At 43.9% G+C, this 25,560-nt stretch carries 28 protein-coding genes and 1 tRNA gene; 22 read left to right on the forward strand and 7 right to left on the reverse strand.

The window, feature by feature from the left end; all coding sequences use genetic code 11:
* Positions 1–122: 122 nt before the first annotated feature.
* The 4 genes from ACHUFW_RS03675 to ACHUFW_RS03690 form a co-directional block, all read right to left on the reverse strand.
* On the reverse strand, positions 123–377 hold the full coding sequence (locus tag ACHUFW_RS03675) for a hypothetical protein (protein WP_394200687.1): 255 nt from the start codon (positions 375–377) through the stop codon (positions 123–125).
* Positions 374–1,663 (reverse strand): motility associated factor glycosyltransferase family protein, encoded by a 1,290-nt coding sequence (locus ACHUFW_RS03680; RefSeq protein ID WP_394200688.1) that lies wholly within the window; start codon positions 1,661–1,663, stop codon positions 374–376. The genes ACHUFW_RS03675 and ACHUFW_RS03680 overlap by 4 nt, the downstream gene beginning before the upstream one ends.
* A gap of 160 nt (positions 1,664–1,823) precedes the next feature.
* Positions 1,824–1,899: transfer RNA gene (locus ACHUFW_RS03685), tRNA-Arg, on the reverse strand.
* A 91-nt stretch (positions 1,900–1,990) separates the two neighbouring features.
* A complete protein-coding gene (locus ACHUFW_RS03690; protein ID WP_394200690.1) occupies positions 1,991–3,151 on the reverse strand; it encodes a flagellar assembly protein FlgT in 1,161 nt (386 codons plus the stop codon).
* Positions 3,152–3,441: 290 nt separating this feature from the next.
* On the opposite strand from ACHUFW_RS03690, the gene ACHUFW_RS03695 reads away from it, so the two are divergent.
* Positions 3,442–4,065, forward strand: a complete 624-nt coding sequence (locus ACHUFW_RS03695) for a FlgO family outer membrane protein (protein ID WP_394200692.1) — start codon at positions 3,442–3,444, stop codon at positions 4,063–4,065.
* Positions 4,065–4,511, forward strand: a complete 447-nt coding sequence (locus ACHUFW_RS03700; RefSeq protein WP_394200694.1) for an LPP20 family lipoprotein — start codon at positions 4,065–4,067, stop codon at positions 4,509–4,511. Before ACHUFW_RS03695 ends, ACHUFW_RS03700 begins: the two co-directional genes overlap by 1 nt.
* 66 nt (positions 4,512–4,577) lie before the next feature.
* Here ACHUFW_RS03700 and ACHUFW_RS03705 read toward each other — a convergent pair whose 3' ends face one another.
* From ACHUFW_RS03705 to flgA, 3 genes are all read right to left on the reverse strand, one after another.
* A complete protein-coding gene (locus ACHUFW_RS03705) occupies positions 4,578–5,003 on the reverse strand; it encodes a flagella synthesis protein FlgN (protein WP_394200696.1) in 426 nt (141 codons plus the stop codon).
* A 6-nt stretch (positions 5,004–5,009) separates the two neighbouring features.
* Positions 5,010–5,333 carry a flagellar biosynthesis anti-sigma factor FlgM gene (flgM, locus tag ACHUFW_RS03710; RefSeq protein WP_394200698.1) on the reverse strand — a complete coding sequence of 108 codons (324 nt, stop codon included), beginning with the start codon at positions 5,331–5,333 and terminating at the stop codon, positions 5,010–5,012.
* A 116-nt stretch (positions 5,334–5,449) separates the two neighbouring features.
* A complete protein-coding gene (gene flgA, locus ACHUFW_RS03715; protein ID WP_394200700.1) occupies positions 5,450–6,157 on the reverse strand; it encodes a flagellar basal body P-ring formation chaperone FlgA in 708 nt (235 codons plus the stop codon).
* A gap of 222 nt (positions 6,158–6,379) precedes the next feature.
* Here flgA and ACHUFW_RS03720 point away from each other — a divergent pair, with 222 nt between their 5' ends.
* From ACHUFW_RS03720 to ACHUFW_RS03815, 20 genes are all read left to right on the forward strand, one after another.
* Positions 6,380–7,300 carry a chemotaxis protein CheV gene (locus ACHUFW_RS03720; RefSeq protein WP_394200702.1) on the forward strand — a complete coding sequence of 307 codons (921 nt, stop codon included), beginning with the start codon at positions 6,380–6,382 and terminating at the stop codon, positions 7,298–7,300.
* Positions 7,301–7,428: 128 nt separating this feature from the next.
* Complete coding sequence (locus tag ACHUFW_RS03725) at positions 7,429–8,262, forward strand: CheR family methyltransferase (RefSeq protein ID WP_394200703.1); 834 nt, start codon at positions 7,429–7,431, stop codon at positions 8,260–8,262.
* Positions 8,263–8,405: 143 nt separating this feature from the next.
* The gene (gene flgB / locus ACHUFW_RS03730) at positions 8,406–8,804 is read left to right on the forward strand and encodes a flagellar basal body rod protein FlgB (protein WP_394200704.1); all 399 of its coding nucleotides are present in this window, start codon (positions 8,406–8,408) and stop codon (positions 8,802–8,804) included.
* A 2-nt stretch (positions 8,805–8,806) separates the two neighbouring features.
* The gene (flgC, locus tag ACHUFW_RS03735) at positions 8,807–9,226 is read left to right on the forward strand and encodes a flagellar basal body rod protein FlgC (RefSeq protein WP_394200706.1); all 420 of its coding nucleotides are present in this window, start codon (positions 8,807–8,809) and stop codon (positions 9,224–9,226) included.
* Between the two features lie 109 nt (positions 9,227–9,335).
* Positions 9,336–10,052 carry a flagellar hook assembly protein FlgD gene (gene flgD, locus ACHUFW_RS03740; protein WP_394201126.1) on the forward strand — a complete coding sequence of 239 codons (717 nt, stop codon included), beginning with the start codon at positions 9,336–9,338 and terminating at the stop codon, positions 10,050–10,052.
* 61 nt (positions 10,053–10,113) lie between these two features.
* The gene (flgE, locus tag ACHUFW_RS03745; RefSeq protein WP_394200707.1) at positions 10,114–11,475 is read left to right on the forward strand and encodes a flagellar hook protein FlgE; all 1,362 of its coding nucleotides are present in this window, start codon (positions 10,114–10,116) and stop codon (positions 11,473–11,475) included.
* Between the two features lie 197 nt (positions 11,476–11,672).
* Entirely contained in the window at positions 11,673–12,416 is a 744-nt protein-coding gene (gene flgF, locus ACHUFW_RS03750; protein ID WP_394200708.1) for a flagellar basal-body rod protein FlgF, read from the forward strand.
* Positions 12,417–12,426: 10 nt separating this feature from the next.
* A complete protein-coding gene (flgG, locus tag ACHUFW_RS03755; protein ID WP_394200710.1) occupies positions 12,427–13,215 on the forward strand; it encodes a flagellar basal-body rod protein FlgG in 789 nt (262 codons plus the stop codon).
* A 13-nt stretch (positions 13,216–13,228) separates the two neighbouring features.
* A complete protein-coding gene (flgH, locus tag ACHUFW_RS03760; RefSeq protein ID WP_394200712.1) occupies positions 13,229–13,906 on the forward strand; it encodes a flagellar basal body L-ring protein FlgH in 678 nt (225 codons plus the stop codon).
* Positions 13,907–13,915: 9 nt separating this feature from the next.
* Complete coding sequence (locus ACHUFW_RS03765; RefSeq protein WP_394200714.1) at positions 13,916–15,007, forward strand: flagellar basal body P-ring protein FlgI; 1,092 nt, start codon at positions 13,916–13,918, stop codon at positions 15,005–15,007.
* 17 nt (positions 15,008–15,024) lie between these two features.
* Positions 15,025–15,996 (forward strand): flagellar assembly peptidoglycan hydrolase FlgJ, encoded by a 972-nt coding sequence (gene flgJ, locus ACHUFW_RS03770; RefSeq protein ID WP_394200716.1) that lies wholly within the window; start codon positions 15,025–15,027, stop codon positions 15,994–15,996.
* 52 nt (positions 15,997–16,048) lie between these two features.
* Positions 16,049–17,965 carry a flagellar hook-associated protein FlgK gene (gene flgK / locus ACHUFW_RS03775; protein ID WP_394200718.1) on the forward strand — a complete coding sequence of 639 codons (1,917 nt, stop codon included), beginning with the start codon at positions 16,049–16,051 and terminating at the stop codon, positions 17,963–17,965.
* A gap of 11 nt (positions 17,966–17,976) precedes the next feature.
* On the forward strand, positions 17,977–19,167 hold the full coding sequence (gene flgL / locus ACHUFW_RS03780) for a flagellar hook-associated protein FlgL (RefSeq protein ID WP_394200719.1): 1,191 nt from the start codon (positions 17,977–17,979) through the stop codon (positions 19,165–19,167).
* Positions 19,168–19,251: 84 nt separating this feature from the next.
* Entirely contained in the window at positions 19,252–20,073 is an 822-nt protein-coding gene (locus ACHUFW_RS03785; RefSeq protein WP_394200721.1) for a flagellin N-terminal helical domain-containing protein, read from the forward strand.
* Between the two features lie 214 nt (positions 20,074–20,287).
* Positions 20,288–21,106, forward strand: coding sequence for a flagellin N-terminal helical domain-containing protein (locus ACHUFW_RS03790; RefSeq protein ID WP_394200722.1), 819 nt, complete (start codon positions 20,288–20,290; stop codon positions 21,104–21,106).
* Positions 21,107–21,206: 100 nt separating this feature from the next.
* The gene (locus tag ACHUFW_RS03795) at positions 21,207–21,602 is read left to right on the forward strand and encodes a flagellar protein FlaG (RefSeq protein WP_394200724.1); all 396 of its coding nucleotides are present in this window, start codon (positions 21,207–21,209) and stop codon (positions 21,600–21,602) included.
* A gap of 45 nt (positions 21,603–21,647) precedes the next feature.
* Positions 21,648–23,018, forward strand: a complete 1,371-nt coding sequence (gene fliD / locus ACHUFW_RS03800; protein WP_394200726.1) for a flagellar filament capping protein FliD — start codon at positions 21,648–21,650, stop codon at positions 23,016–23,018.
* A 60-nt stretch (positions 23,019–23,078) separates the two neighbouring features.
* Positions 23,079–23,399, forward strand: coding sequence for a hypothetical protein (locus tag ACHUFW_RS03805; protein WP_394200728.1), 321 nt, complete (start codon positions 23,079–23,081; stop codon positions 23,397–23,399).
* 6 nt (positions 23,400–23,405) lie between these two features.
* Positions 23,406–23,816: a flagellar export chaperone FliS gene (fliS, locus tag ACHUFW_RS03810; protein WP_394200730.1), complete on the forward strand. Its 411-nt coding sequence runs from the start codon at positions 23,406–23,408 to the stop codon at positions 23,814–23,816.
* A gap of 257 nt (positions 23,817–24,073) precedes the next feature.
* Complete coding sequence (locus ACHUFW_RS03815; RefSeq protein WP_394200732.1) at positions 24,074–25,507, forward strand: sigma-54 dependent transcriptional regulator; 1,434 nt, start codon at positions 24,074–24,076, stop codon at positions 25,505–25,507.
* The last annotated feature ends 53 nt before the right edge of the window (positions 25,508–25,560 follow it).

Genomic DNA, 25,560 nt, shown 5'->3' on the forward strand with positions numbered 1-25,560 from the left:
GTGCGCCAGTTTTTTGTTTATATACAGCTAAAGCAAATAGTGTGCCAATCACGAAGGTTGTGATGTTAGTCACCTGGCTAATGAGGTTATATGGGCTAATTATTCAAACTTTAACATTGAACTTATAGTAGTGGTACAAGCTCATACTCCAATGTATCTGCTAAGCCAAGCCAGTCCTGCCTTTCTTGAGCTTCAAGCATTTTTGGTAATAACAGCTCTATATTCGAGATGTTATTATCTTCTTCAAAAATAGTTTCCAACATGTCTAAGCATTTAGAAAATGATTGAGATCCTAAAACTTCTTTGCTCAGCCGAAAGTGCTGGGACGTAATGAGTAATTGAGAAACAAGTAAATTTTTGGTTTGTATATTTTTCACGAATACTCCTGAAAAGTTGTTCCATGAATTTTGGCACTTAATAGGCTTGATTGATAAAAATTAATATTTGGCTTTGACATTATGTAAACTTCTAGGCTACGAAGGTAACCTCTCAAGTTTAGATATGTCTTTGCTCTTTGTCCTAGCCCATTAACAACCCAATGCTTGCTGTTTTCTAGCCCTGGACCTAGTGCACCGTCTTTCCATAAAGCATGTGTTTTATCGTTAGCAAAGCAAAAATCGCAGCCAAAAAGGTGAATCGATGTAGCCTTTAAGAACACAGCAAGGTCGACAGTAGGGTGTATTACACTGCCGCCGGTAAAAAGTCGTAGTTTTTCGACTTTATTATGTAATACATCATCATATGATGCGCTTGAATAGGCGCTATACTTAGGTCCAGGCCACTTACGGATGACTTCTTTGTCAAGTTGTGGGAAATGAACTAGCGCTATAGAGTCGGGTATTTGACTTGGAAGGTGTTCAGTGGTTATTTTTCTATCGATACTTACAACTATATCTGGCTTTATATTGTTTTCCAAAAGCGGAATTAGAGCTGTATCAACCGCAATAATTATTGCTCTTTTGGTCAGTGGAAGAGAGGATACGGATGATAAATATTCATAATGGTGTTCTAGGGTTGGCCCTGCACCGATGATAATTGCTTCATTATTCAGGTGACTGTGCCGCAATAAGCTAGCATCAGGGCTATTATTGAGTTCAACATTATTTAATATTTCAACTTGATTATCTTCACGGTTCTTCTCATGTATTGCATTGATAGCACTTAGTGTATTCTCGTGGACTAATATGTCACGTATCACTGAGTTGGTATTATCACTCAATTGTAAGTCTGGCATGATACATAAATAGTCATTAGCGAGTTGAAATTGTGGGAATTTGTATAAGAGCTCAACTCTATTGTCATTTAACCATTCGCGCTGATCAGTGTAGCTTAGTAACAAAGCTAGTAAACTCAAATTCAAAGTACAAACTGTAATCTTTTCAATTTTTTCATTATCAGTTAGATAGGTAGGTACATCACCCATTCCAATACCATATACCGTGACGTGTTTGCGATTTGTTGGTATCTGATTAATCAGTAGTTTAGCTTCGGCTGCTCGATCATGGCGGCTGCTTAGCTGGATCCCGTCAACACTGATAGTTTGATTTTTTCCTTGGACTAATGAGGCTTCAAATTGGTTAAAGCTGGTAAATTTTAAATTAGCCGCCAAATCTGGCCAACGTTGCTCAATGACGCTTAGGTTTGTCAAAAAGAGATCTGTCATTAGGGCACCTAATCCAACTGTTAATGAAATTCATTTTATTTAAATTCAATATACTAGAGTGTGCTATGAAAAATCTAGTTGGTATATGATGCGAACGTGGATTTTGAGCTAGCTAGAATAATTAATTCAGGCTTGATGCCCGCAGCCATGAGGTATGAACTGGCCTCCCCACAGGGACTCGAACCCCGATCGATCGCTTAGGAGGCGACTGCTCTATCCTGTTGAGCTATAGGGAGACGCCAGTGATTATACTGGTTTTACTCTAGATGAAAAGAGCTGAATAAACGCTTTAATTAGAGTTGCTTATTTCCTATGCGACTTTTTCCATTATTGTTTAATTGCTAAATCGTTTATCTGAATGTTTAACGACGCATTTTGACCTTGTAGTAATGCAGTTGCGCTTTCTTCAGTGACTTGATCTATGGTGATGACCGCGCGGCTTTGACCAGCAATGGCGCGCATTTTGTCGAGTCGGTCTGGCATGTTCTGCTGTAACACCAATTGAAAATCATCACCCACCCGAATGCCATGTCTGCGGCCCAAATTAATAATGACTCGATCGTGTTGTTTGGCGACGATTTGACCAAGTAGCGGTCGGCAATTTAATACGCTATCAATATCTTCACTGGCTTGAATAAGCATACTGTCGATATTTTTGCCATAGCTTGATGACCAAAAAACATTGCTGTTTGAAGGTACGGTGAGTTGCTTTTCAAACTCCCAGGGGGCAGGGGAGTTATATATTTCACTCCAAATCATTTCTCCACTGATGCCATGATACAAGGCGAGCTTGAGTTGAAATTGGCGCTGTGGGTCATCGCTTATCATGCCAAATAGGCTGGTTTCGGGTGGCGCTGTGGAGATATCAAGAATCTCAGGTAATAATAAATACTGGCTGTCGGTGATTTCGCTCAGCCATGTGGGTAGTCGGTAGCCGCGAATATCAATAAGGGCTTGTCTTATATCGAGACGTTCATTGGCGTGAACATGGGGGAAGCTGGATTTACCATGGCGTTCGATGATTGCCCCAAGGCGCTCTGACAGATGTTGTTCAAAGTGGCCTATGTTGCCATAGCGAAGTTGCTCGCGATGATGAATTTGTGCCTGTGGAACCAATATAGATGCTTTTAGGCCGCCACTACTGCATTGGCCGCTTGCGGCATCATTTACATCAGCCCGAATGTTGACCATTAGCCTATCGCCTGTCACTCGCTCACTGATGAGCTCAACCTGAGTAATGTTAACACTTTGGCTCATGGCAAATTTGTCTTCGACTAAGCGGCCATTTTCAATGCGTTGGCTACTGGAGAAGTTGCCACCAGAGCGTAAGCTGACATAGCTCAGTGCTTGGTGAATAGCTTCTTCACGGGCCTGGGTGACATTGTTGTTGATGATTTTGGCTTCGCCTTGGGCTTCAACCCATGCCGCAAAAGAGGGGGAAGAAATACAGTTTAATATCAACAGTATGCAACAGGTGATTCGATTCATTTTCTCGTCCAGTTAGCCCTATATGAACAATGCAAGTTTACTGATGCCACTTTTATGGCGGTTTTGCCAAGTGCTGAGCGGCTTAGGGTAATAAAAGCAATTATCGTGCCTGCTTTGAAAGAACAGGCTTTGGGTTAAAGTTTTCATTTGCGTGACCGATAAATAAAGCATAACAACAGCAGTAACCTGACTTGGCTCAATAATTGCTCATATCGAAATAATGTGTCAGATTTTTGGATTCAAACAACGGGTTGTTGTTTTATTTAACATTGAACTTTGTAGGTATTCTCATGCGATTAGCAGCGATGTTATCTGTAGCTCTTCTTATAGGGGGCTGTGCAAATCAAGGCGATGAGGCTCAAGGGCAACTTGCTAACGGCAATCATTTGCCGTCGACATCGGCAGTGAATCATTTGGCTTTGCAGATCAGTAATGAATTGGTAAGGCAAAATGATGCTCTGTTACCGACCCAACCTTTATTGGTCGCCACCCCCGTCATGCTTGATAACTTGCAAGATACTAATGCATTAGGGTTGCAGTTACAGCAGGGGTTAATTGCTGCGATGCACAGTCATCAATTTAACCTTGTTGATATTAATGTGGCGCAAAATATCCGAGTTACGCCTCAAGGGGATTTGCTTTTGAGCCGAGACTGGCAACAATTGCCGACTGATTTGCCGGTTGAGCATGTGTTAGTGTCGACCATGACTAAAACGACCCAAGGCGTCATTGTCAACAGCCGTATTGTTAACGTCACTAACAACCGTGTCGTATCAGCGTCTCAGGCAAGTTATGATTTAGCTGCACTCAACAGTGTGGCTAAGCCGTCAGAGAAAGTGTATTCAGAAAATGGTTTATTGTATCGCCATCGTCAACAAGGCATGGGTAAAGTTAATATTATAGGAGAGCAGTAATGAGGGCTTTTGTACTGATAACTGCATTACTTGTTGGTGGTTGTGCGCAAAATGATCGCTACATACAGTGGGAGACTGAAGCACCAAGTAGTTTTCCAAAAATTACCGCTGTTGGTTATGCACCGTTAGCAACTCAGCCTGCGACGGAGCAATCGCAACGGGTGTTGATGGCCATGCAAGCGTCAAAAATTGCCGCCTATCGTGAACTGGCAGAACAGGTTTACGGTCAGCAGTTGTCGGCATCAAGCAATGTCAATGATTGGATGCTCACCAGTGACGATATTCAAGCGTCGGTATCGGGTGTTATTCGCGGTGCAAGAGTAGTCAAAAGCTACCCAGCGGGAGAGCATTATGTTACTGAACTTGAGCTAGACTTTGAGCAGGTTTGGGCTTTGTATCAACAGCATAATCGGCCGCAGAAAGTGAAAGAAGTGACTTATTTTTAAGCCACTTGCCATTAAACAAAAAAGCCATCAATCTGATGGCTTTTTTGTTGCAAATTCGCTTTGTGCTTAGGCTTTTAAATCATTGCCTAATGTAGCAATAGTTGAGGTTTGGCCTTTACCATCATAAGTTAGGCTAGATGAGTTTCTTGAAGCATGCAAGGCTTGGGTAAAGCGGCTAACACTGGCCATGCAGTGGTCGATTAAGCTTGAATTTTCACTATTAAGTTGTTGACACTCATTTAAGCAAGCTTGAGCTTTAGCGACTTTTTCGACCAAGATGGCATCAGTTTTTAAATCTGCAACTTGGGGATGAGCCGATAACGATGCATCATTGGCAGTGATTTTAGTGAGAAAATCCGATTTTTGTTTCGCTAAATCAATAAGCTCGTCGGCACTTTGGTTAATAAGTGCTTGCTTCTCTTGAGCGATAACGGTTTTCAAGTTTGCCAATAAAAGTAACTGTTGATCAATTAGCTCGTTAATCGGAGTCATAGTATCCTAGCTTAATTCATTTAGTTCGTTTTCGAACTGTTCAATATTGCTGGCTAGTTTTTCAGCGTCGATTTTATAGCGGCCTTCAGCAATGGCAGCTTTAATCTCTTCAACTTTCTTACTATCCACTTCAGGTATATCGTTTAACTTAGACTGAACACTCTGCAATTGTTGTGCCTGAGAAGTGATAGACACAGAATCCGTTTTTGCTGCCGAGCTATTATTTGCAGCGTTAGATTGAGGCGCTGTTGTAGCCGCGTTTTTGCCGCCGGCAGGAGTGCTAATTCGGTTGTTAGTGCCTGTATTTACGTGCTTTATATCAATAGCCATTGTTTTTTCCAACTTGTATAAATGAGATCAACATACCTGTCTATCGGCCTGCATTTCTAAAGCTTTAGCTTATTATGCGCAATTATTATAAATATTTTTCCAATAGATTTCATCGTTTACATACGCACTTCGACCTCTCCCACACCAATGACTCGGGCATTGACTTTTTTGCTTGAATGGCTATTGCGAATTCGGATTCGGTCACCAAGGTTGCCGTCCCTTAATGCTTCACCTATGGTCTTAATTTCAAAGTTGGCGGTTCTGGCATAAATAGACACCGTATCGCCTTTACATACAAAGCAGAGATTATCAGCAAAAAGAGGCTGGTTCATGGTAATGCGACGTTTAACCCGCGTGCCAATAACCAGGGCTGTATCATCAAACTGCTGGCCTCTTAGCTGGCTTTGTTCTATGTACTCTATACTCACCGAGTTTGACGCGATGACATCGCCAGGCCCAAGCGTTTCGGTGGCGACAACAACCGGGTACAACACATCGACACGCACCGAGATAAATATCTGCCAAGGGTAGGCCATTTGTGGCGTGTCGCAGCTCACCTTGATGGTGTTATTACGTTTTATCGCGCGGTCTGTTGCCAGCTCAGCTTTTACTGGCCCACTGCATAACGGCGGACTTAGACGTGTATCTAAGTTTTGTGGGGTAATTGAAACCTTAGCATGGGGTGGAACGTCAATTTTTTCTTCAATTACACCTATAGCTAATTGAGAAATGGTCGATAGAGAAGGAGTCGACGGTTTCACCTCGGCACGAAGGTGCAAAGGAAGCATGAAGATGATGAAAAAGTACGCTAAATTTACTTTCATAATGAATAGACTAGCTTGATCCGCTAGATTACACCTATACTTTCGTTGTGACCTGATACTGACATCAATTTATAGAACAAAAATAGCGTCAGAAGTTTGACAAAGTCATGGTCAGGTTGTCATATAAAGTAGATAAAGCAATTAGTATGCCTATACTCAATATGAGTCATAGTTTTTAGGCAAGCATTCACCACGCCGAGAAGGCAACAGGGCAAGGCCATTATGTCGAATATTCTTGAATCGGTTAATAAACGTACTCAGTTAGTTGGTCAAAACCGTCTAGAGTTACTGCTGTTTAAACTAAACGGCCGTCAACGGTTTGGAATTAACGTATTTAAAGTTAAAGAAGTGCTGCAGTGTCCGCCGCTGACCGGACTCCCTAAACTGAATACGTTTGTGCGTGGGGTGGCTCATATTCGTGGAAAGACCATTTCGGTCATTGATTTAAGCGCAGCAACAGGTGGACGCCCAATCGAAAATACTGAAGGTTGTTTCATTATTATTTCTGAGTATAACCGCAGTGTTCAAGGCTTCTTAGTCAGCTCTGTTGAGCGCATTATTAATATGAATTGGGAAGCGATTATGCCGCCACCACAAGGTGCGGGGCGATATTCTTATTTAACAGCTGTTACCGAGATTGAGGGTGAGTTGGTTGAGATCCTCGATGTTGAAAAGATCCTTGATGAAATCTCTCCAGTTAAAACGCAGATCAGTAAAGAAGTTGATGAGCAGTTAACCATTGACCGTGAGCAGCATTACCACATTATGGTGATTGATGATTCTGCGGTGGCACGTAAACAGATTATTAGGGCCCTTGAGTCGCTTAGTTTGCAAATTGATACCGCCAAAGACGGCAAAGAGGCGTTAGATAAACTCACTGCTATTTCTGCAGAGATGGACAATGTTGCCACTGAAATCCCATTAATTATCTCTGATATTGAAATGCCGGAAATGGACGGGTATACCTTAACGGCTGAAATTAGAGATAACCCTAAGCTGAAAGACATTAAAGTCGTTCTACATACCTCGTTAAGTGGCGTGTTTAACCAAGCTATGGTTGAGAAAGTTGGCGCTAACGATTTTATCGCCAAGTTTAACCCTGATGAACTAGCAGCAGCCGTGAACAAACACCTGAGTCTGTAATGGAGGTTGAGCTGATTATATCAAATATAACTTGTATCAAATAGTTAGCTATTGTATAACGCTGCGCTGCAATTTACTTGCTATAGTGTATGTTGTAGCAGATTTTAATTTAATTTTGGGAAGCCACAGTGCCGAATAAATCACTTGCTGAAGCGGAATACAATCAGTTCAGATTATTTCTGGAGCAACACAGCGGTATTGTGCTGGGTGACAACAAGCAGTATCTAGTGCGGAGTCGATTGGCGCCGTTAATGGGGAAGTACAACTTACCTTCATTGTCTGAAGTGGTGAAGCATTCGATGAAGCCGACAGAGCGTCAACTTCGTGCTGAAGTGATCGATGCGATGACCACCAATGAGACCTTGTGGTTTCGCGACCGTTATCCTTTCGAGCTGTTAGGTAATACCTTATTGCCTGAATATGCTCGCTTAGGTCGGCCGCTCAAAATATGGTCTGCTGCCTGCTCATCAGGCCAAGAGCCGTACTCTTTGGCGATGACCATTTTGGAGTATCAGCAGAAAAAACCGGGCAGCTTAGCTGGTGGAGCATCAATTTTGGCGACCGATCTATCACCATCTATGCTGGAGAAGTGTAAAAGTGGTGAATACGATAGCTTAGCGTTAGGGCGTGGGTTATCGGAAGAGCGAAAGCGTCAGTTTTTTGATGCAACAGCAAATAGCACCATGACCATCAAGCCTAATGTCAAACGTTTGGTTAATTTTAGAGCGCACAACTTGCTTGAAAGTTATACGCTACTTGGTAAGTTCGACATTATATTTTGCCGCAATGTGCTTATTTATTTTGCCCCTGAGGCAAAGGCAAAAATCTTGCGGCAATTTGCTGCCGCTTTAAACCCTAAAGGTATCTTGTTCCTTGGTGCATCAGAATCTATAGCGGGTTTAACTGAAGAGTTCGACATGGTTCGCTGCAACCCAGGTATCTACTACCAAAAACGCAGCTAGGCTTTGATAGCACTATTTACCTTCGTTTAAATTTGCCAACGTTTACGTTGGCAAATTTCGTTATATCACCTGCTTTTTTATATCTATCATTTTTTGGCACGACTATTGCTTTGATATTTGCATCTGTTTGAGGAGGCAATTTTATGGCGATCAGTTTCGATAAAGCGCTCGGAGTTCATCAATACACGTTAGGCATTCGATCTCAACGTGCACAAGTGATCTCTTCAAACATTGCTAATGCGGATACACCTCACTACAAAGCCAAAGATATTGACTTTGATAGAGCCTTGCAGGCTGCACGCTCTTCCCAAAGTGGATTAGCGATGACTGAGACAAATAGCAAACACTTCGACTTAAAAGCATTAACCCAACAACACGTTGCATATCGTGTGCCCAATCAGCCAGATACAGGTGATGGAAATACGGTTGATGTACAGCAAGAAAAGTCAGAGTTCATGCAAAACGCATTAGAGTACCAAATGTCAATCGGGTTTCTTGACGGTAAGTTTTCCGGCCTCAAAAAAGCCTTGAAAGGAAATTAATTATGAGCCTATTCGATATTTTTAATGTAGCTGGTTCAGGGATGTCAGCCCAGTCGGTCAGATTAAACACCACGGCCAGTAATATCGCCAATGCTGATGCGGTATCAAGCAGTGTCGAAGGCACGTATCGTGCGAGACATCCGGTTTTTGAAGCAGAAATGGCTAAAGCAACGCATCAACAGCAGGCAACGACATCGGTCAAAGTTGCCGGCATCGTTGAAAGTGATAAACCGTTGCAGAAACAGTATTCACCTTCTCATCCTATGGCAGATGCTGACGGTTTTATCTATAAACCCAATGTCAATGTGATGGAAGAGATGGCAAACATGATTTCAGCTTCACGTTCATACCAAATGAATGTGCAAGTGGCCGATGCAGCTAAGTCGATGCTGCAACAAACTTTGCGAATTGGCAAACAGTAGGGGGTAAGTAGTGAGCCTCATTAATCCTTTAACGAATCAGCCGCTAGCGGGGCAATCGAGCAGTGATAAAACCATTGCTCCAGCTCAGCAGTCAGCCACGACGAGTGATATTGCCAGTGCCAGTGCTAGCGCGCAAACACAGACTGAAACTACCGGTAACCCGTTTCTTGACGGTTTACGTTTACCGCAAGAATCCTCTATTCCTGAGCCTAATAGCCAAGAGCTAACTCAGGAGGATTTTTTCTCGTTACTCAGTCAACAGTTATCGATGCAAGATCCGTTTAAACCCGTTGATAACGACCAAATGATTGCGCAAATGGCATCGTTTTCTACCGTTGACGGCATTAACAACCTTAATGAAGAGATCATTAACCTCAATACAGTGATGACCTCAAGCCAAGCGTTGCAGGCATCAGGGTTGGTTGGACAAAAGGTGCTGATCCCATCGGATACCGGCCATATTTCAGCGGAAGATCCCACCATGAAGGGGATTGTCAGTACACCAGAGCCAATTGAGTCTATCACTGTACGCATTGAAGATGAGAAAGGTCAGTTGGTGAAGACCTACACGGTTGATGGCAGTGCTGGCGGCAATATCGATGTTGCCTGGGATGGACTAGATAAAAACGGCGAGCCGGTGGCCAGTGGTAATTACTCCATTAAGGCGACTGGCCGTGTTGACGGTGAGAACCAAGATCTCCCCGTGTCAACCTACGCGCATGTGACCAGTGTGTCACTAGGAACAGCAAGCACAGGTGCCATCTTAAACTTAAGAGGCATTGGTGGCATTAAGCTCGGTGATGTTTTGGCAGTGTCTGAAACCTAACTAAATGAGCACAGTTGGATGTGAGTCCAAGAACTACAGAATTCTATGATAGAGGTGACCTATGTCGTTTAACATTGCATTGAGTGGAATAGCCGCAGCTCAAAAAGACTTAAATACCACGGCCAATAATATATCTAACGTTAATACGGTTGGTTTTAAGGAGTCACGCGCCGAGTTTGCCGACGTTTATGCAAATTCTATTTTTGCTAACAGTAAAACAGCCGTTGGTGGCGGGGCGACAACAACACAAGTGGCTCAGCAATTTCATCAAGGTAGTTTGCAGTTTACCAATAATGCCCTTGATATGGCGATTAATGGTGGCGGCTTCTTTGTTACTTCATCAGAGGTAGGTTCACAGGACCATAGTTTTACTCGTGCAGGTGCGTTTAAAGTCGACGCTGAAAGCTATTTGGTTGATTCTGCCGGTAACTATTTACAGACTTTCCCAGTAGATAAAGACGGTAATTCGACATCAGTGAGTTTGACTACCACACAACCTGTCAAAATCCCTGACACAGCTGGTAGCCCACAAATGTCAGAAAACGTAGGTTTGCAGATGAACTTAAACGCGGGCGAGGCAGCATTGGACCCAGCTAATTTTGATCCTAATGATCCCGATACCTATAACAACTCGACTTCTGTGACCATGTATGACTCGTTGGGTGAGCCACACATTATGACCACTTACTTTGTGCGTCCACCTGATGCAGCTTACACGGGGGAAAGTAACTGGGTGGCATTTTACGCAGTTGATGGTAAGCAAGTTGATTTGGCAGGCGCTGCAGGTACCTATCAGACTGATACCAATGGTGATGGTACACCTGACGGTACAGGTACTGCGACAAATGCTTCTGGATGGCGAGGTTCAGTATTAACCTTTAATGACACTGGTGCCTATGTAGGCAGTGATCCAGCGGTTATCGCCACCGAAGAGTTAGGTGTTAATGGTGCGGATGTGCTTGGCCCTGGCGCTGATGGCACGCAAACATTGACAGTAAATTTCAATAACCCGACTCAATACGCGTCACCGTTTGAAGTCACGGAATTGACACAAGATGGTACAACAGTTGGGCGTCTAACCAACGTTGAAGTTGGCGCTGATGGCCTTATTAATGCGAGTTACAGTAATGGTTCTACTGTGCCGCTAGCGCGAGTCGCTTTGGCTCGATTTTCAAATGAGCAAGGCTTAACTCAAGTAGGTAACACTTCTTGGAAAGCCAGCTTAGACTCAGGCCCTGCATTAGCGGGTGAAGCCAACAGTGGTACATTCGGTAGTATTCGCTCATCAGCACTTGAGCAATCTAACGTTGACTTAACCACTGAGCTTGTTGACTTGATTTCCGCTCAACGTAACTTCCAAGCTAACTCTCGTACCCTAGAGGTGAATAACACCCTTCAACAAACGGTACTGCAGATCCGCTAGGTTACGCATAAGGTGTTGCCGCTTGCGGCAACACCTTGCCTCTCTTTTTACTGCTATTTCCTCTCTCTTGTTCGATTTCATTTAACTACTTGTTTCGATAAAACCCAACAGCGCCAAATTTCTGAACACTTATTGGCATGATGTTTGCTTTTAACTTGTTAATAGAAGTTTAAGTTGAAAGATTGACGGAGCTGCAAGTGGATAAATTACTCTATGTCGCCATGAGTGGCGCTAAGCAGAATATGAATTCGCTGGCCGTGCGGGCCAATAACCTTGCCAATGCCAATACCGACGGTTTCAAAGCTGATTTAGAACAAGCACGGACTATGCAGGCCTTTGGTGAAGGCTTGCCGACTCGTGTTTTTGCCATGACCGAAAGCCCTTCAGCAAATTTTGCTAACGGGCCCATCAAAACCACAGGGCGGGATCTTGATATCGCTGTTGCAGGTGATGGGTGGATTGCTGTGCAAGGTGCTGACGGTGGTGAAGCCTACACTCGCTCGGGCAGTCTAAGTTTTGACTCAACCGGTTTATTGTCTAACAACCGTGGTAATCCCGTTATGGGCGCTGCCGGTCCCATAGTGCTGCCGTTACCGATCGAAAAGGTCGAGATTGCGCAAGATGGCACTATTTCAGTTAGGCCGCTTGGCTCTACCGCTGAGGTGATAGAAGAGGTCGGCCGTATCAAGCTTGTTAATCCTGGAAATGAGAATTTAATGCGAGGCGAAGATGGGCTGTTTAGGCAGATATCCGGAGAAATCGCGCCCGCTAACCCCTTTGTTTCGGTAGAAAGTGGCGCTATTGAAGGCAGCAATGTCAATGCTGTGGACGAGATGGTGTCGCTGATTGATATGCAAAGACAGTTTGAAATGCAGATCAAAATGATGAAAACCGCAGAAGAAACCGACCAGGCTTCTTCAACATTAATGCGCATTAGTTAGGAGAAAGAGTATGCATCCCGCGTTATGGATAAGTAAGACTGGTCTAGATGCCCAGCAAACCGATATCTCGGTGATTTCAAACAACGTCGCTAATGCCAGCACTGTTGGTTATAAAAAAAGCCGCGCTGTTTTCGAAGATTTGCTATACCAAACCGTTAACCAAGCGGGTGGCATTAGCGCATCCAACACCAAGTTACCCAACGGTTTGAATGTGGGGGCGGGGACCAAAGTGGTCGCTACCCAAAAAATGTTCACCCAAGGCAACATGTTAACCACCGACAACTCCCTTGATTTAATGGTGGAAGGGCCTGGCTTTTTCGAGGTGCAATTGCCTGATGGCACAACAGCCTATACCAGAAACGGCCAATTTACCTTAGATGATACCGGCCAGATTGTTACCCCTGGCTCAGGTTATGTGTTGCAACCACCGATCACCATTCCTGATGATGCTATCAGTATTACGGTGTCAGCAGAGGGTGAAGTGTCGGTGAAAACGCCAGGTACTGCGGATAACCAAGTGGTCGGTGAATTAACCATGTCTGATTTTATCAATCCAAGTGGTTTAGATCCGATGGGACAGAACCTGTACCTAGAAACTGGCGCCAGTGGTACGCCTATTCAAGGGACCGCATCTCTTGATGGAATGGGGGCTATTCGTCAGGGGGCGTTAGAAACATCCAATGTTAACGTCACCGAAGAGCTGGTTAATTTGATTGAAAGCCAACGCATCTATGAAATGAACTCTAAGGTTATTTCTGCGGTGGATCAAATGCTTGCTTACGTAAATCAAAACTTGTAGGGCGGAATTGATTATGACTAAGTTAATTGCATGTTTAGCAGCAGCCGCGGTACTCGTTGGTTGTAGCTCAGCCAATACTAAACCAATTCCAGATGACCCTTACTACGCGCCAGTGTACCCAGAAGCGCCACCAACCAAAATTGCGGCAACGGGCTCTGTGTACCAAGACAGTCAAGCATCAAGCCTTTATTCCGATATTAAAGCCTTAAAGGTCGGTGACATTATTACGGTCATCTTGATGGAGCAAACCCAGGCCAGTAAGAGTGCTAATAATGAAATTAAAAAGGGCACCGATTTAACCCTTGACCCCATCTATGCCGGCGGCGGAAATGTCACCATTGGTGGTAAGCCGATTGATTTGCGTTACAAAGACAGCATGAACACAAAACGTGAATCTGACGCTGACCAAAGTAACAGTTTATCAGGGAGTATTTCGGCCAACGTAATGCAAGTGCTCAATAATGGCAACTTGGTTATTCGCGGTGAGAAATGGATCAGTATTAATAACGGTGATGAATTTGTGCGCTTAACAGGAGTGGTGCGCTCACAAGACATTCGCCCTGACAACACCATTGATTCCCCTAGAGTTGCCAACGCACGTATTCAATACAGTGGTACTGGTACCTTTGCAGATGTGCAGAAAGTCGGCTGGTTAAGCTCATTCTTTATGGGCAGCTGGTGGCCTTTCTAAGGAGCCTTTATGAAAATCAAACTGCTTTTCGTCATTGCGTTATTAATGGTTTCAACGTTGAGCTATGCACAGCGTATCAAGGATATTGCTAATGTGCAGGGAGTTCGAAATAACCAACTAATTGGTTATGGCCTGGTTGTAGGTTTGCCTGGCACCGGCGAAAAAACCCGTTATACAGAGCAGACATTTAAAACCATGTTAAAAAACTTCGGCATTAACTTGCCGGATAATTTTCGCCCCAAGATCAAAAACATTGCCGTAGTTGCTGTCCATGCTGATATGCCGCCATTTATCAAGCCAGGTCAAACCCTTGATGTCACGGTATCGAGCCTAGGGGAAGCAAAGAGCTTACGTGGTGGTACTTTGCTGCAAACTTTCCTAAAAGGGGTTGATGGTAATGTGTACGCCATTGCTCAAGGCAGTTTGGTGGTCAGTGGTTTCAGTGCTGAAGGGCTTGATGGCTCTAAAGTGATTCAAAACACCCCAACTGTGGGCCGCGTTCCCAATGGCGCGATTGTTGAAAGAACTGTCGCGACGCCATTTTCTACCGGCGATCACTTAACCTTTAACTTACGCCGCGCTGATTTTTCAACTGCCAAACGTTTGGCTGATGCGATTAATGAGCTACTTGGTCCTGGTATGGCAAGGCCATTAGATGCGTCATCTGTGCAAGTCAGCGCGCCCAGAGATGTCTCGCAGCGCGTCTCGTTTTTAGCAACCTTAGAAAACATTCAAGTAGAGCCTGCTGCAGAGTCAGCCAAAGTGATTGTGAATTCACGTACTGGCACTATCGTGGTTGGCCAAGATGTTCGCTTATTACCTGCCGCGGTAACCCATGGTGGGTTAACTGTCACCATTGCTGAAGCTACACAAGTGTCGCAGCCCAATCCATTTGCCGGTGGAGATACGGTTGTTACCAGTGATACCACTATCGATGTGGCTGAAGAAGATAATCGTATGTTCCTATTTAATCCTGGCACCACATTAGATGAGTTGGTTAGGGCTGTGAATTTAGTTGGGGCTGCACCGTCTGATGTGTTAGCTATTCTTGAAGCGCTAAAAATGGCAGGCGCTTTGCATGGTGAGCTTATCATCATCTAAATTTTGTCGGTATTGATATGGATAAGCTATCAAATTCATCGCACTTTCTGGACATCGGCGGCCTTGACTCGTTGCGCTCGAAAGCCCAGAAAGACGATCAAGCTGCATTAAAAGAAGTTGCGCAGCAGTTTGAAGGTATTTTCGTGCAGATGCTAATGAAAAGCATGCGAGATGCCAATGCGGTATTTGAGTCTGATAGCCCAATGAACTCTCAATACACAAAGTTTTATGAACAGATGCACGATCAGCAAATGTCCGTCAATTTATCGGACAAAGGGATGCTTGGGTTGGCAGATTTAATGGTGCAGCAGTTGTCGCCTGGTACCAGTGATGTTACGCCAGCTTCGGTATTGCGCGGTGATATTGATTCACCCATGAGCCGGAATAAGCCGGTGCATCTGAGCCAGCAATTCCAGACCAGTGCAACGGCAAGCCAAACGATTGACGATATTGTTAGCGGCAAGAGTTTGCCATCTGAAGTAGCAAGAAAGGGCAACCACTTTAGCGACCAACAAGATTTTATTCGCCAGTTATACCCCCATGCGGAAAAAGCTGCGCAGCAATTAGGTACAACACCGGAGGTGTTAATCGCTCAATCGGCTTTGGAAACAGGCTGGGGACAAAAAGTGATTAAGGCAAAGGATGGTCAACCAAGTAATAACTTGTTCAACATCAAGGCCGATCACCGCTGGGAAGGTGATAAAGCCGCAGTTAATACTTTGGAATTTGAACAGGGTATCGCTGTACAGCAGCGAGCCGATTTTAGGGTTTACGATGATATAAAGCAGAGCTTTGATGACTTTGTATCGTTTATTTCAGATGGGCCCCGTTATCAAAAAGCCTTAGAAAAGGCCGCAGATCCTTCTCAGTTTATTCAAGGTCTGCAAGATGCTGGTTATGCAACTGACCCGCAATATGCTCAAAAGGTCATTCGAGTCATGCAATCCATTGGTCAAGATGTGTCAGCTAAATTAGGTGGAGGTCAGTGATGTTTACTCGTGTGTTCTTTGGCCTAGTTAAATTTGTTGTGAGGTTAAGCTGATGTCAATGGATCTTCTCAATATTGCCAGAACAGGTGTTTTGGCCTCGCAATCTCAACTTGCGGTAACCAGTAATAATATTACCAACGCCAATACCGAAGGCTATCACCGACAAGTCGCTCAGCAGTCGAGTTTAGATACCCAACGTATGGGTAATAGTTATTTTGGTGCTGGTACTTATATTTCTGATGTAAAGCGTATTTACAACGAATATGCTTCAAGAGAGCTACGTATTGGTCAAACGGCCATGAGCCAAGCCCAAACCACAGATATCAAAATGAGCGAGCTCGACCAGCTGTTTTCTCAAATCGGCAAATCTGTGCCGCAGGGACTTAGTGATCTTTTTGCCGGTTTAAATAGTTTGGCTGATCTACCGGATGATTTGGGGATTCGTGGTAGTGTGCTTGGCAATGCTGACCAGATAGCATCGGCCTTGAATCAAATGCAATCTCATCTTGATGGTCAGATGCAACAGACTAATGATCAAATCGCTGCCATTACCGATCGCATTAATGAAATTAGCACTGAGCTGGGTCATATCAACCAAGAGTTGATGAAGTCACAAGGTCAAGATATGGGCTTGCTAGATAAGCAAGATGCGTTGATCAAAGAGCTGAGTGAATACGGTCAGGTTAATGTTATTCCTCTTGAGTCAGGCGCGAAAAGCATCATGCTCGGTGGCTCTGTAATGTTAGTTTCCGGCCAAATATCCATGCAGATGAGCACCACTACAGGCGACCCATACCCTGGTGAACTTCGCATTCAAACTTCTTCAGGTTCGCAAAATCTCGTCGTCGACCCGTCTAAAATGGGCGGTACATTAGGTGCGCTATTTCAATTTAGAGATGACACTTTAATCCCTGCTCAGCTTGAAGTTAATCAACTGGCTTTAGGTGTCGCAGACGTGTTTAACCAAGCGCAGCAAGATGGTTTCGACCTTTACGGTGAAGTAGGTGAAAACATTTTTGTTGATATTAATGATCCCTCTATGGCCAATGGCCGTGTGGGGGCTTATGGCAATAACGCGGGTAACGCAGCACTTAGATTAAATATTGATGATGTTGGCGCATTAACGGGCTCAAGTTATGAGCTAAGTTTCACCGCGCCATCAACTTACGAGCTTAAAGATAACGCCACAGGTGCGGTTACACCACTAACCTTGGTAGGTAGTGAATTACAAGGCGCAGATGGTTTTACGTTGCATATTGATTCTGGGGCGTTAGCTTCTGGAGACCGTTTTGAAATTAGACCTACCGCAGGTGCAGCATCTGGTATTGCGGTCGAGATGACCGACCCTAAAAAGCTGGCTGCGGCAGGACCCAAGATCAGCGCAGATGCAGCAAACTCGGGAAATACTGACGTTAAGATGGTGAGTATTGATAATCGCAGCGCGGCTAACTTTCCTGTTACCGGCTCAGAGCTAACTTTTGAAATTAATACCGCGACCAACACCTTTGAAGTATTTGATGCAAACGGAACTTCATTGGGGGCACCGGCACCCTTTACACCGCCTAATATCAGCGCTTACGGCTTTACTTTTGAAGTGGAGTCAAGTGCCGCAGCAACCGATAGGTTTACTTTCGATTTGTCATTTGCGCCGGGTGATAACAGCAATGCAGTTGCTATGGCTGCGTTGAGCGAATCAAAAGTGATGAATAACGGTACTTCCACCCTTAGCGATGTGTACGAAAAAACCAAGTTAAGTGTGGGCGGCAAAGCTAAAGCAGCGCAGGTTGCACTAGGATCTGCAGAAGCTGTGTATACCCAAGCATATAACCGAGTTCAAAGTGAGTCAGGCGTAAACCTTGATGAGGAAGCGGCAAATTTAATGCGCTTTCAACAGGCATATCAAGCATCTGCGAGAATCATGACTACAGCTAGTGAAATTTTTAACACCTTATTTAGTTCGGTGCGTTAGGAGTAAATGGTATGAGAATTTCGACAGCGCAAATGTTTACTCAAAATATCAATGGCATTTTGGATAGACAAACGTCAACCAGTAAGATCATCGAGCAAATTTCTAGCGGTAAACGTGTCAATACCGCAGGTGATGATCCCGTTGCGGCCATTGGCATCGATAACCTCAATCAGCAAAATGCCTTGGTTGATCAGTATATGAAGAATATTGATTATGCCACTGGCCGTTTAAATATCACTGAAAGCAAGCTTGGTAGCGCAGAAACATTAGCGACTTCTGTGCGTGAACAAGTATTAAGGGCAGTTAATGGCGGTCTTTCTGATTCGGAGCGGCAAATGGTTGCCGATGAACTTAAAGGCACACTAGAAGAGTTGCTTGCGATTGCCAATAGTAAAGATGAGTCGGGTAACTATATGTTTGCCGGCTATGAAACAGGGCAACAGCCTTTTTCCTTTGATGCGGCCGGTAACATGGTTTATGCCGGAGACAGTGGTGTAAGGGATGCCATTATTGCATCGGGCGTGGTGGTGGGTACCAATGTACCTGGTGACCAAGCATTTATGAATGCTCCTGGTGGCTTAGGCGATTTTCGCGTCAACTATTTGGCATCTCAAGTTGGTGATTTTAGTGTAAAAAGCGCCGAAATTGTCGATCCACTGACATATGTTGCAGATGACTACACTTTTAACATGGTCGGTACCAGCCTAGAAGTACGAGATTCTAGCAATACCTTAGTGACTACGGTGCCGGCTTTCGACCCCGCAACACCTGTTAACTTTAATGGTATCGAAGTCAAACTCGACGGTATGCCCGCTGCTGGCGATAGTTTCAGCATTTCCCCTCAAGACTCTGTCAGTATTTTTGACTCCATCAATGAAGCGATCACTTTGCTTGAAGATCCTAATAAAGTGAATACTGCGCAAGGTAAGGCGGAGTTGGCACAGATATTGAATGATGTGGATAGCGGCATAAATCAGATCAGTATTGCCCGTGGCGTATCAGGAAATAGTTTAAAGAGTCTTGAAAGCCACAGTTCGACACACGTAGAAGAGAAGCTAGTTAATAGCTCAGCGTTATCAATGTTAGAAGACCTTGATTACGCCTCTGCTATTACAGAGTTAGAGAAGCAACAACTCGCACTCAATGCAGTATCAAGTGTGTTTACAAAAGTGGGTTCAACGACCCTGTTTGATTATATCTAACTGATACATATCGGTTAGCAACCTAACTGTTTATTTTAGCCAAGCTCGAAGTCTTGGCAGTGCAACCAAGAAGAGGAAAACACGATGGCTATTAATGTTAATACCAATGTCACGTCAATGAAGGCGCAGAAAAACTTAAACATATCGACACAGAACTTGGCGACATCGATGGAGCGTCTATCGAGTGGTTTAAGAATTAACAGCGCTAAGGATGATGCGGCAGGTCTGGCAATTTCTAACCGCTTGAATTCGCAAGTTCGCGGTCTAGAAGTGGGTATGCGTAACGCAAATGATGCTATTTCAATCGCGCAAATTTCAGAAGGTGCGATGCAAGAACAAACCAACATGCTGCAACGTATGCGTGATTTGGCGATTCAGTCTGAAAACGGCGCTAATAGCACAGCTGACTTACAAGCGCTTAAAGATGAAATGGATCAACTTGCACTGGAAATTACTGCAATTGGTAACAGTACGGCTTTTGGTGACACTAAGCTGCTTACTGGTGACTTCTCTGCAGGTAAGTTATTCCAAGTAGGTCACCAAGACGGTGAAGATGTTACGATTTCTGTTGGTACATTGAATGCACAAGTACTGTCAGTCGGCGCATTAACAGTATTGACCAGCGCGGGCCGTAACTCAGCCATTGGCAAGATTGATGATGCGATTAAAGTGATTGACACTCAGCGAGCTAAATTAGGTGCGGTTCAAAACCGTCTAGCACACAACATCAGCAACAGTGCTAATACCCAAGCAAACGTCGCTGATGCGAAGAGCCGAATTGTTGACGTGGATTTTGCGAAAGAGACTTCAACAATGACTAAAAACCAAGTACTACAACAAACCGGTTCGGCGATGTTAGCGCAAGCTAACCAATTACCACAGGTCGCGTTATCTTTGTTAGGTTAATGAGTCAAACACGTAAATAATACGTTGGTTCGTTACATTTTTTAAAAGAATAAAACCACCAAATTCAGTTGCTTAATTGAATTTGGTGTTTTTTTTGAAAAAAAAGCTAAAGATTAAAATTCCTCCGCCGTTAAAGTTACTGTAACCAGTAAGACCAGCCTGGCTTAAGCAGACAGGCAATGTTTTAAAGCCAGGTATTGAAGAGGAAAAGATTATGGCTATTACAGTTAACACTAACGTTACTTCTCTAAAAGCACAGAAGAATCTAAATCACTCAAGCAGTAATCTTGCGACCTCTATGGAGCGTCTATCGAGTGGTTTGCGTATTAACAGCGCAAAGGATGATGCTGCAGGTCTTGCGATTTCTAACCGCTTGAACTCACAGGTTCGTGGTTTAGAAGTCGGTATGCGTAACGCGAACGATGCTATTTCTATCGCACAAATCTCAGAAGGTGCGATGCAAGAGCAAACTAACATGCTACAACGTATGCGTGATTTGACCATCCAATCAGAAAACGGTGCAAACAGTACCGCTGATTTACAAGCACTGAAAGATGAAATGGATCAGCTAGCACTAGAGATCACAGCGATTGGTTCAAACACCGCATTTGGTGATACGAAACTTCTAAACGGTGATTTCTCTGCTGGTAAGACCTTCCAAGTAGGTCACCAAGACGGTGAAGACATTAAAGTTTCTGTTGGTAAGTCTGATGCAGCTTCGCTATCAGTTGGTTCATTAACTGTATTGACATCGGCTGGTCGTGCATCGGCACTCACTAAAATTGATGCGGCGATTAAAACCATCGATACTAGTCGTGCTAAGTTAGGTGCGGTACAAAACCGTCTAGCGCATAACATCAGTAACAGTGCTAATACCCAAGCTAACGTTGCTGATGCGAAGAGCCGAATTGTTGATGTGGATTTTGCTAAAGAGACATCTACGATGACTAAGAACCAAGTGCTGCAGCAAACCGGTTCTGCCATGTTAGCTCAGGCTAACCAGTTGCCTCAGATAGCGCTATCACTCTTGTAATATGAGTTTTAGCTAGTTAATTTGACGCAACAAGGGAGGTTCGGTAACGAGTCTCCCTTTTGTTGTCTTTTAAGGATAAAGAATTTCGTGGGGGTGTAGTATGGTAACGGACTTGAATTTAGTGAATCAATCCAATGCCGCAGCTGCTAAAATTGATATAGGTATTGCACCTATTAAGCCTACTGCTGCAAAGGATGCAGAGCTAGATAGAACGTCAGTCACTCAGGCTGTCGAACAGAGTGCTGAAACAGCTAAGGCTGAAGAGGAACCTAACAGCGAACAGATGCAACAGTTAGTGGATGAAATGTCGGCAATGATGGCTGTGATGCGTAAAGGTTTAGCATTTAAAATTGATGAAGATTCTGGCACAAATATTGTTAGTGTTATGGATATCGATTCGGGCGATGTGATTAGACAAATTCCGAATGAAGAAGCGTTAAAGTTAGCGCAAAAACTGTCTGAAGTGACAGGCTTATTAATGAAAACAGAAGCCTAACTAGTCTAATAAGCGACTAACCTAGGTGAATGAGTTGAGGTTTGTATGGCATTAACAGCAACGGGTATTGGTTCAGGGCTCGACATTAACACTATCGTGGGTGTGCTTGTTGATGCTGAGAAAGTGCCAAAAGAAGCCATCTTTGATAAAAAAGAAGCAACAATTGACGCCAAAGTCTCGGCAATTGGTACCCTAAAAAGCGCCTTGTCAACCTTCCAAGATGCATTGGAAAAGCTAAAAGATGGCGCAAGCCTTAACCAAAGAACGGTTTCAACCGGCGACAGTGCCTATTTGACCGCAACGGCTGACAAGAACGCCACAACAGGTTCTTATAACATCAAGGTTGAACAACTCGCGACAGCCCATAAAGTGGCCGGTGCGTTTACCTCTGATAAAACCGCGGCTGTTGGTGAAGGAAGCTTAGATTTCACCGTAAATGGTGAGTCGTTTAGCGTCGCTGTAGGAGCATCGGATTCATTAGAGGATATTGCCAAGAATATCAATGATGCATCGGACAATGTTGGTGTTACAGCCACCATTGTGACCACTAACTCGGGTAGCCGTTTAGTGTTGAGCTCAGATACTGAAGGCCCGGATAGCCAAATTGCTGTTACTGCTAACGACACAACAGGTACAGGCTTAAATGATATGTTTGGCGGGGCAAACTTGTCTGAAGTACAAGCGGCCCAAGAGTCCATTATTCATGTCGACGGACAACAACTTAACTCACAAACTAATGAGATTAGTAACGCGATTGCAGGTGTGACGCTTAACTTAACCGAAGCAGATGTCAATAAAACCACCACGTTAAAAATTGAGCAAGATGATGAAGCCGTAAAAGAGAATGTGCAAGGCTTTGTTGATGCTTACAACAGTTTGATGAGTTCGATCGATAAATTGTCGTCTTATGATTCCGAAAAAGAAAAAGCGGCGGCGTTGCAGGGAGACTCTATGATTCGCTCATTAGAGTCACAAATGCGCAATATGATCAGTACACGAGTGGATGTCGATGGCAAAACATTGGCGTTATATGACATTGGTATTGAGGCTGACAGATACGGTAAACTTAGTGTTGATTCATCAAAATTAGATGATGTTATCAAAAATGATATGGCCAGTATTGAAGGGCTATTTGCGACTGAAACTACCGGCCTTGCGAATCGATTAGATGAGTTAACAGAAGGCTATGTTAAAACCGGTGGTCTGATCGATTCTCGTAATAATGCCTATACCAGTGATAAAAAACGCTTAGATAGTGATAGAGAAGCTTTTGCTTTAAAAATGGAGCTATTAGAGGCCCGACTATTCAAGCAGTTTAATGCCATGGATTTGGTGGTTGGTCAACTGAATCAGCAAGCTGGTGGTATAGTTAGCGGGTTGAATTCATTACCTGGTGTTATCGGCAACTCTGGTTAAACAATAGTCGGTTAACCAATACTAGGTTTATAAAACTAATAGTGGAGTGGGAATTTGGCTTTGCAAACGTTAGATGAAGTAAATAGAGCGGTCTCAGAAACGTTAGCGAAATTAGACTCGTTACCTGCGGAAGATGAACATACAGACGAGTTGGTCTCAAACTTGCAAGAGTTGATTGGAAAGCGTCAACTTTTGCTCGATGTATTGTTGAAAGCGCCTAAAGATGAAGATCGTGAGTTATTGGAATCTCAGCTGAAACTAACACGCGAATTTGAAGTACTGGCTAAGTCAGTGCTTCAACATCGACAGGAACTGTTACACATCGGGCGTAAGAATAAACGCCAAGTTAACGTGTATAAGTCAATAGATTCTAATAGGTAGGTATGTATGAGAAGGTCACTACAGTCATATCGTAAGGTGTCGGTTGAAAGCGAAATTTCAGTTGCGTCACCCCATCGTATTATTCAAATGATGTTCGAAGGCGCACTGCAGCGTCTGGCTCAAAGTCGTTATGCTATCGAACAAAATGATGTTACCAATAAAGGGATATATATCGGTAAAGCGATTGGTATCATTACCGGTTTGAACAATAGCTTAAATATGGAAGCAGGTGGCGATATTGCCAGCAATTTAAGTGACTTGTATGACTTTATGTTACGCAGAATCTCAGAAGCTAACATGAACAATGATGTGCAAGCGATAGATGACGTAAGCGAAATATTACGTACGATTAAAGAAGGTTGGGATGCAATTCCTAGCGACCAACATCACATGGCCTCACAGCCCGAGGCGGTTTAAACAAGATCTGAACCCCTATGGAGTCTTGGCAGGTGTCAAACATTTGGCATCTGCTGCTGCATACGTTGAGATTTTGAGCTAAAATCATGAGAGTTCGGCATAAAATGCATCTGAGACTTGCTAATAGGCTGCTGATAATACACTATTCCTCATGGTAGTCTTTTATCGACGAGTTTACGCAAGGCTACTGTCAGCTTTTAGGCAACGAACACTAATAATTAATGCGAATAATACTGAGCGCTTTACGGCCTTCTTAAATGATGCAAATAGATCAACGAATTCTCATTGTAGGTAGTCAATCAGAGCGAATTAATCGCTTGTCATGTGTATTTGAGTTTCTTGGCGAACAAGTTGACTTGATCGCTGTTGATAAACTTGAGGCGCGAGTAAAAGATGCTCGTTACCGAGCATTAGTGATTACCTCCGATGCGCAAACCAAAACTTTGATTCAATCCATTGCAGCTTCTATTCCATGGCAGCCAGTGCTGGTGATGGGGCCTGCTGAGGATGTTGGTGCTTCTAACATTTTGGGTTTTATCGAAGAGCCGTTAAATTATCCTCAATTGACTGAGTTATTGCATTTTTGCCAAGTATTCGGTCAAGCCAAACGTCCTGATATTCCAACCAGTGGCAATCAAACTAAACTGTTTCGTAGCTTAGTTGGCCGCAGTGAAGGCATTGCTAACGTTCGTCATCTTATTAGCCAAGTATCGGCGTCCGATGCAACCGTGCTGATATTAGGGCAATCTGGCACAGGCAAAGAGGTGGTTGCTCGTAATATGCATTACCTCTCTGACCGCCGTGAAGGTCCCTTTATTCCAGTCAATTGCGGTGCTATTCCGCCTGAATTGTTAGAAAGTGAGCTGTTTGGACATGAGAAAGGCTCATTTACCGGTGCAATTAGTGCACGTAAGGGCCGTTTTGAATTAGCTGAAAAAGGCACGCTCTTTTTAGATGAAATTGGCGATATGCCGTTGCAAATGCAGGTGAAATTACTGCGAGTATTGCAAGAACGTACTTTTGAGCGTGTTGGCGGCAATCGTTCTATTAGTGCAGATGTTAGAGTAGTCGCGGCGACTCATCGTAATCTAGAAGAGATGATCACTAAAGGTGACTTTAGGGAAGATTTATATTACCGCTTGAATGTATTCCCAATTGAAATGCCAGCGCTTTGCGAACGTAAAGACGATATTCCCTTGTTGCTGCAAGAGCTGGTCAGCCGAGTCTATAACGAAGGCCGCGGCAAGGTTCGTTTTACCCAGCGGGCTATTGAGTCATTAAAAGAACATGAGTGGTCAGGTAATGTTCGCGAACTGTCTAACCTGGTAGAGCGCTTAACGATTTTGTATCCAGGCGGCTTAGTTGATGTTAATGATTTACCGATTAAGTATCGCCATATTGATGTGCCAGAGTATGAGGTTCAAGTTAGCGAAGAAGAGCTGGAGCGAGAGGCGTTAGCGTCGATATTTAATGATGAAGAGCCTGTTGAGATCCCTGAAACTCGATTCCCGAGTGAGTTACCACCAGAAGGTGTTAACCTTAAAGACTTACTCGCTGAGCTTGAAATCGATATGATTCGTCAGGCACTTGATCAACAAGATAACGTGGTGGCCCGTGCAGCAGAAATGCTAGGTATTAGGCGTACAACCTTAGTTGAAAAAATGCGTAAATACGGCATGAGTAAAGATTGATAGGCGAAGATTCTATCTAGCGAACTCTAACGGCTCTTGTGTAACTAACAAGG

This window comes from Shewanella waksmanii (assembly GCF_043643685.1).
Classification (GTDB): domain Bacteria; phylum Pseudomonadota; class Gammaproteobacteria; order Enterobacterales; family Shewanellaceae; genus Shewanella; species Shewanella waksmanii_A.

Bases quoted from the DNA above. Each gene is read 5' to 3' on its own strand.
- flgG (WP_394200710.1), top strand. From the start codon at position 12,427: ATGCATCCCGCGTTATGGATAAGTAAGACTGGTCTAGATGCCCAGCAA.
- ACHUFW_RS03705 (WP_394200696.1), bottom strand. From the start codon at position 5,003: ATGACTCCGATTAACGAGCTAATTGATCAACAGTTACTTTTATTGGCA.
- ACHUFW_RS03795 (WP_394200724.1), top strand. From the start codon at position 21,207: ATGGTAACGGACTTGAATTTAGTGAATCAATCCAATGCCGCAGCTGCT.
- flgE (WP_394200707.1), top strand. From the start codon at position 10,114: ATGTCGTTTAACATTGCATTGAGTGGAATAGCCGCAGCTCAAAAAGAC.
- ACHUFW_RS03700 (WP_394200694.1), top strand. From the start codon at position 4,065: ATGAGGGCTTTTGTACTGATAACTGCATTACTTGTTGGTGGTTGTGCG.
- fliS (WP_394200730.1), top strand. From the start codon at position 23,406: ATGAGAAGGTCACTACAGTCATATCGTAAGGTGTCGGTTGAAAGCGAA.
- flgL (WP_394200719.1), top strand. From the start codon at position 17,977: ATGAGAATTTCGACAGCGCAAATGTTTACTCAAAATATCAATGGCATT.
- flgC (WP_394200706.1), top strand. From the start codon at position 8,807: ATGAGCCTATTCGATATTTTTAATGTAGCTGGTTCAGGGATGTCAGCC.
- ACHUFW_RS03765 (WP_394200714.1), top strand. From the start codon at position 13,916: ATGAAAATCAAACTGCTTTTCGTCATTGCGTTATTAATGGTTTCAACG.
- flgB (WP_394200704.1), top strand. From the start codon at position 8,406: ATGGCGATCAGTTTCGATAAAGCGCTCGGAGTTCATCAATACACGTTA.
- flgA (WP_394200700.1), bottom strand. From the start codon at position 6,157: ATGAAAGTAAATTTAGCGTACTTTTTCATCATCTTCATGCTTCCTTTG.
- ACHUFW_RS03790 (WP_394200722.1), top strand. From the start codon at position 20,288: ATGGCTATTACAGTTAACACTAACGTTACTTCTCTAAAAGCACAGAAG.
- flgJ (WP_394200716.1), top strand. From the start codon at position 15,025: ATGGATAAGCTATCAAATTCATCGCACTTTCTGGACATCGGCGGCCTT.
- ACHUFW_RS03695 (WP_394200692.1), top strand. From the start codon at position 3,442: ATGCGATTAGCAGCGATGTTATCTGTAGCTCTTCTTATAGGGGGCTGT.
- ACHUFW_RS03680 (WP_394200688.1), bottom strand. From the start codon at position 1,663: ATGACAGATCTCTTTTTGACAAACCTAAGCGTCATTGAGCAACGTTGG.
- ACHUFW_RS03815 (WP_394200732.1), top strand. From the start codon at position 24,074: ATGATGCAAATAGATCAACGAATTCTCATTGTAGGTAGTCAATCAGAG.
- flgK (WP_394200718.1), top strand. From the start codon at position 16,049: ATGTCAATGGATCTTCTCAATATTGCCAGAACAGGTGTTTTGGCCTCG.
- ACHUFW_RS03720 (WP_394200702.1), top strand. From the start codon at position 6,380: ATGTCGAATATTCTTGAATCGGTTAATAAACGTACTCAGTTAGTTGGT.
- ACHUFW_RS03690 (WP_394200690.1), bottom strand. From the start codon at position 3,151: ATGAATCGAATCACCTGTTGCATACTGTTGATATTAAACTGTATTTCT.
- ACHUFW_RS03785 (WP_394200721.1), top strand. From the start codon at position 19,252: ATGGCTATTAATGTTAATACCAATGTCACGTCAATGAAGGCGCAGAAA.
- flgM (WP_394200698.1), bottom strand. From the start codon at position 5,333: ATGGCTATTGATATAAAGCACGTAAATACAGGCACTAACAACCGAATT.
- fliD (WP_394200726.1), top strand. From the start codon at position 21,648: ATGGCATTAACAGCAACGGGTATTGGTTCAGGGCTCGACATTAACACT.
- flgH (WP_394200712.1), top strand. From the start codon at position 13,229: ATGACTAAGTTAATTGCATGTTTAGCAGCAGCCGCGGTACTCGTTGGT.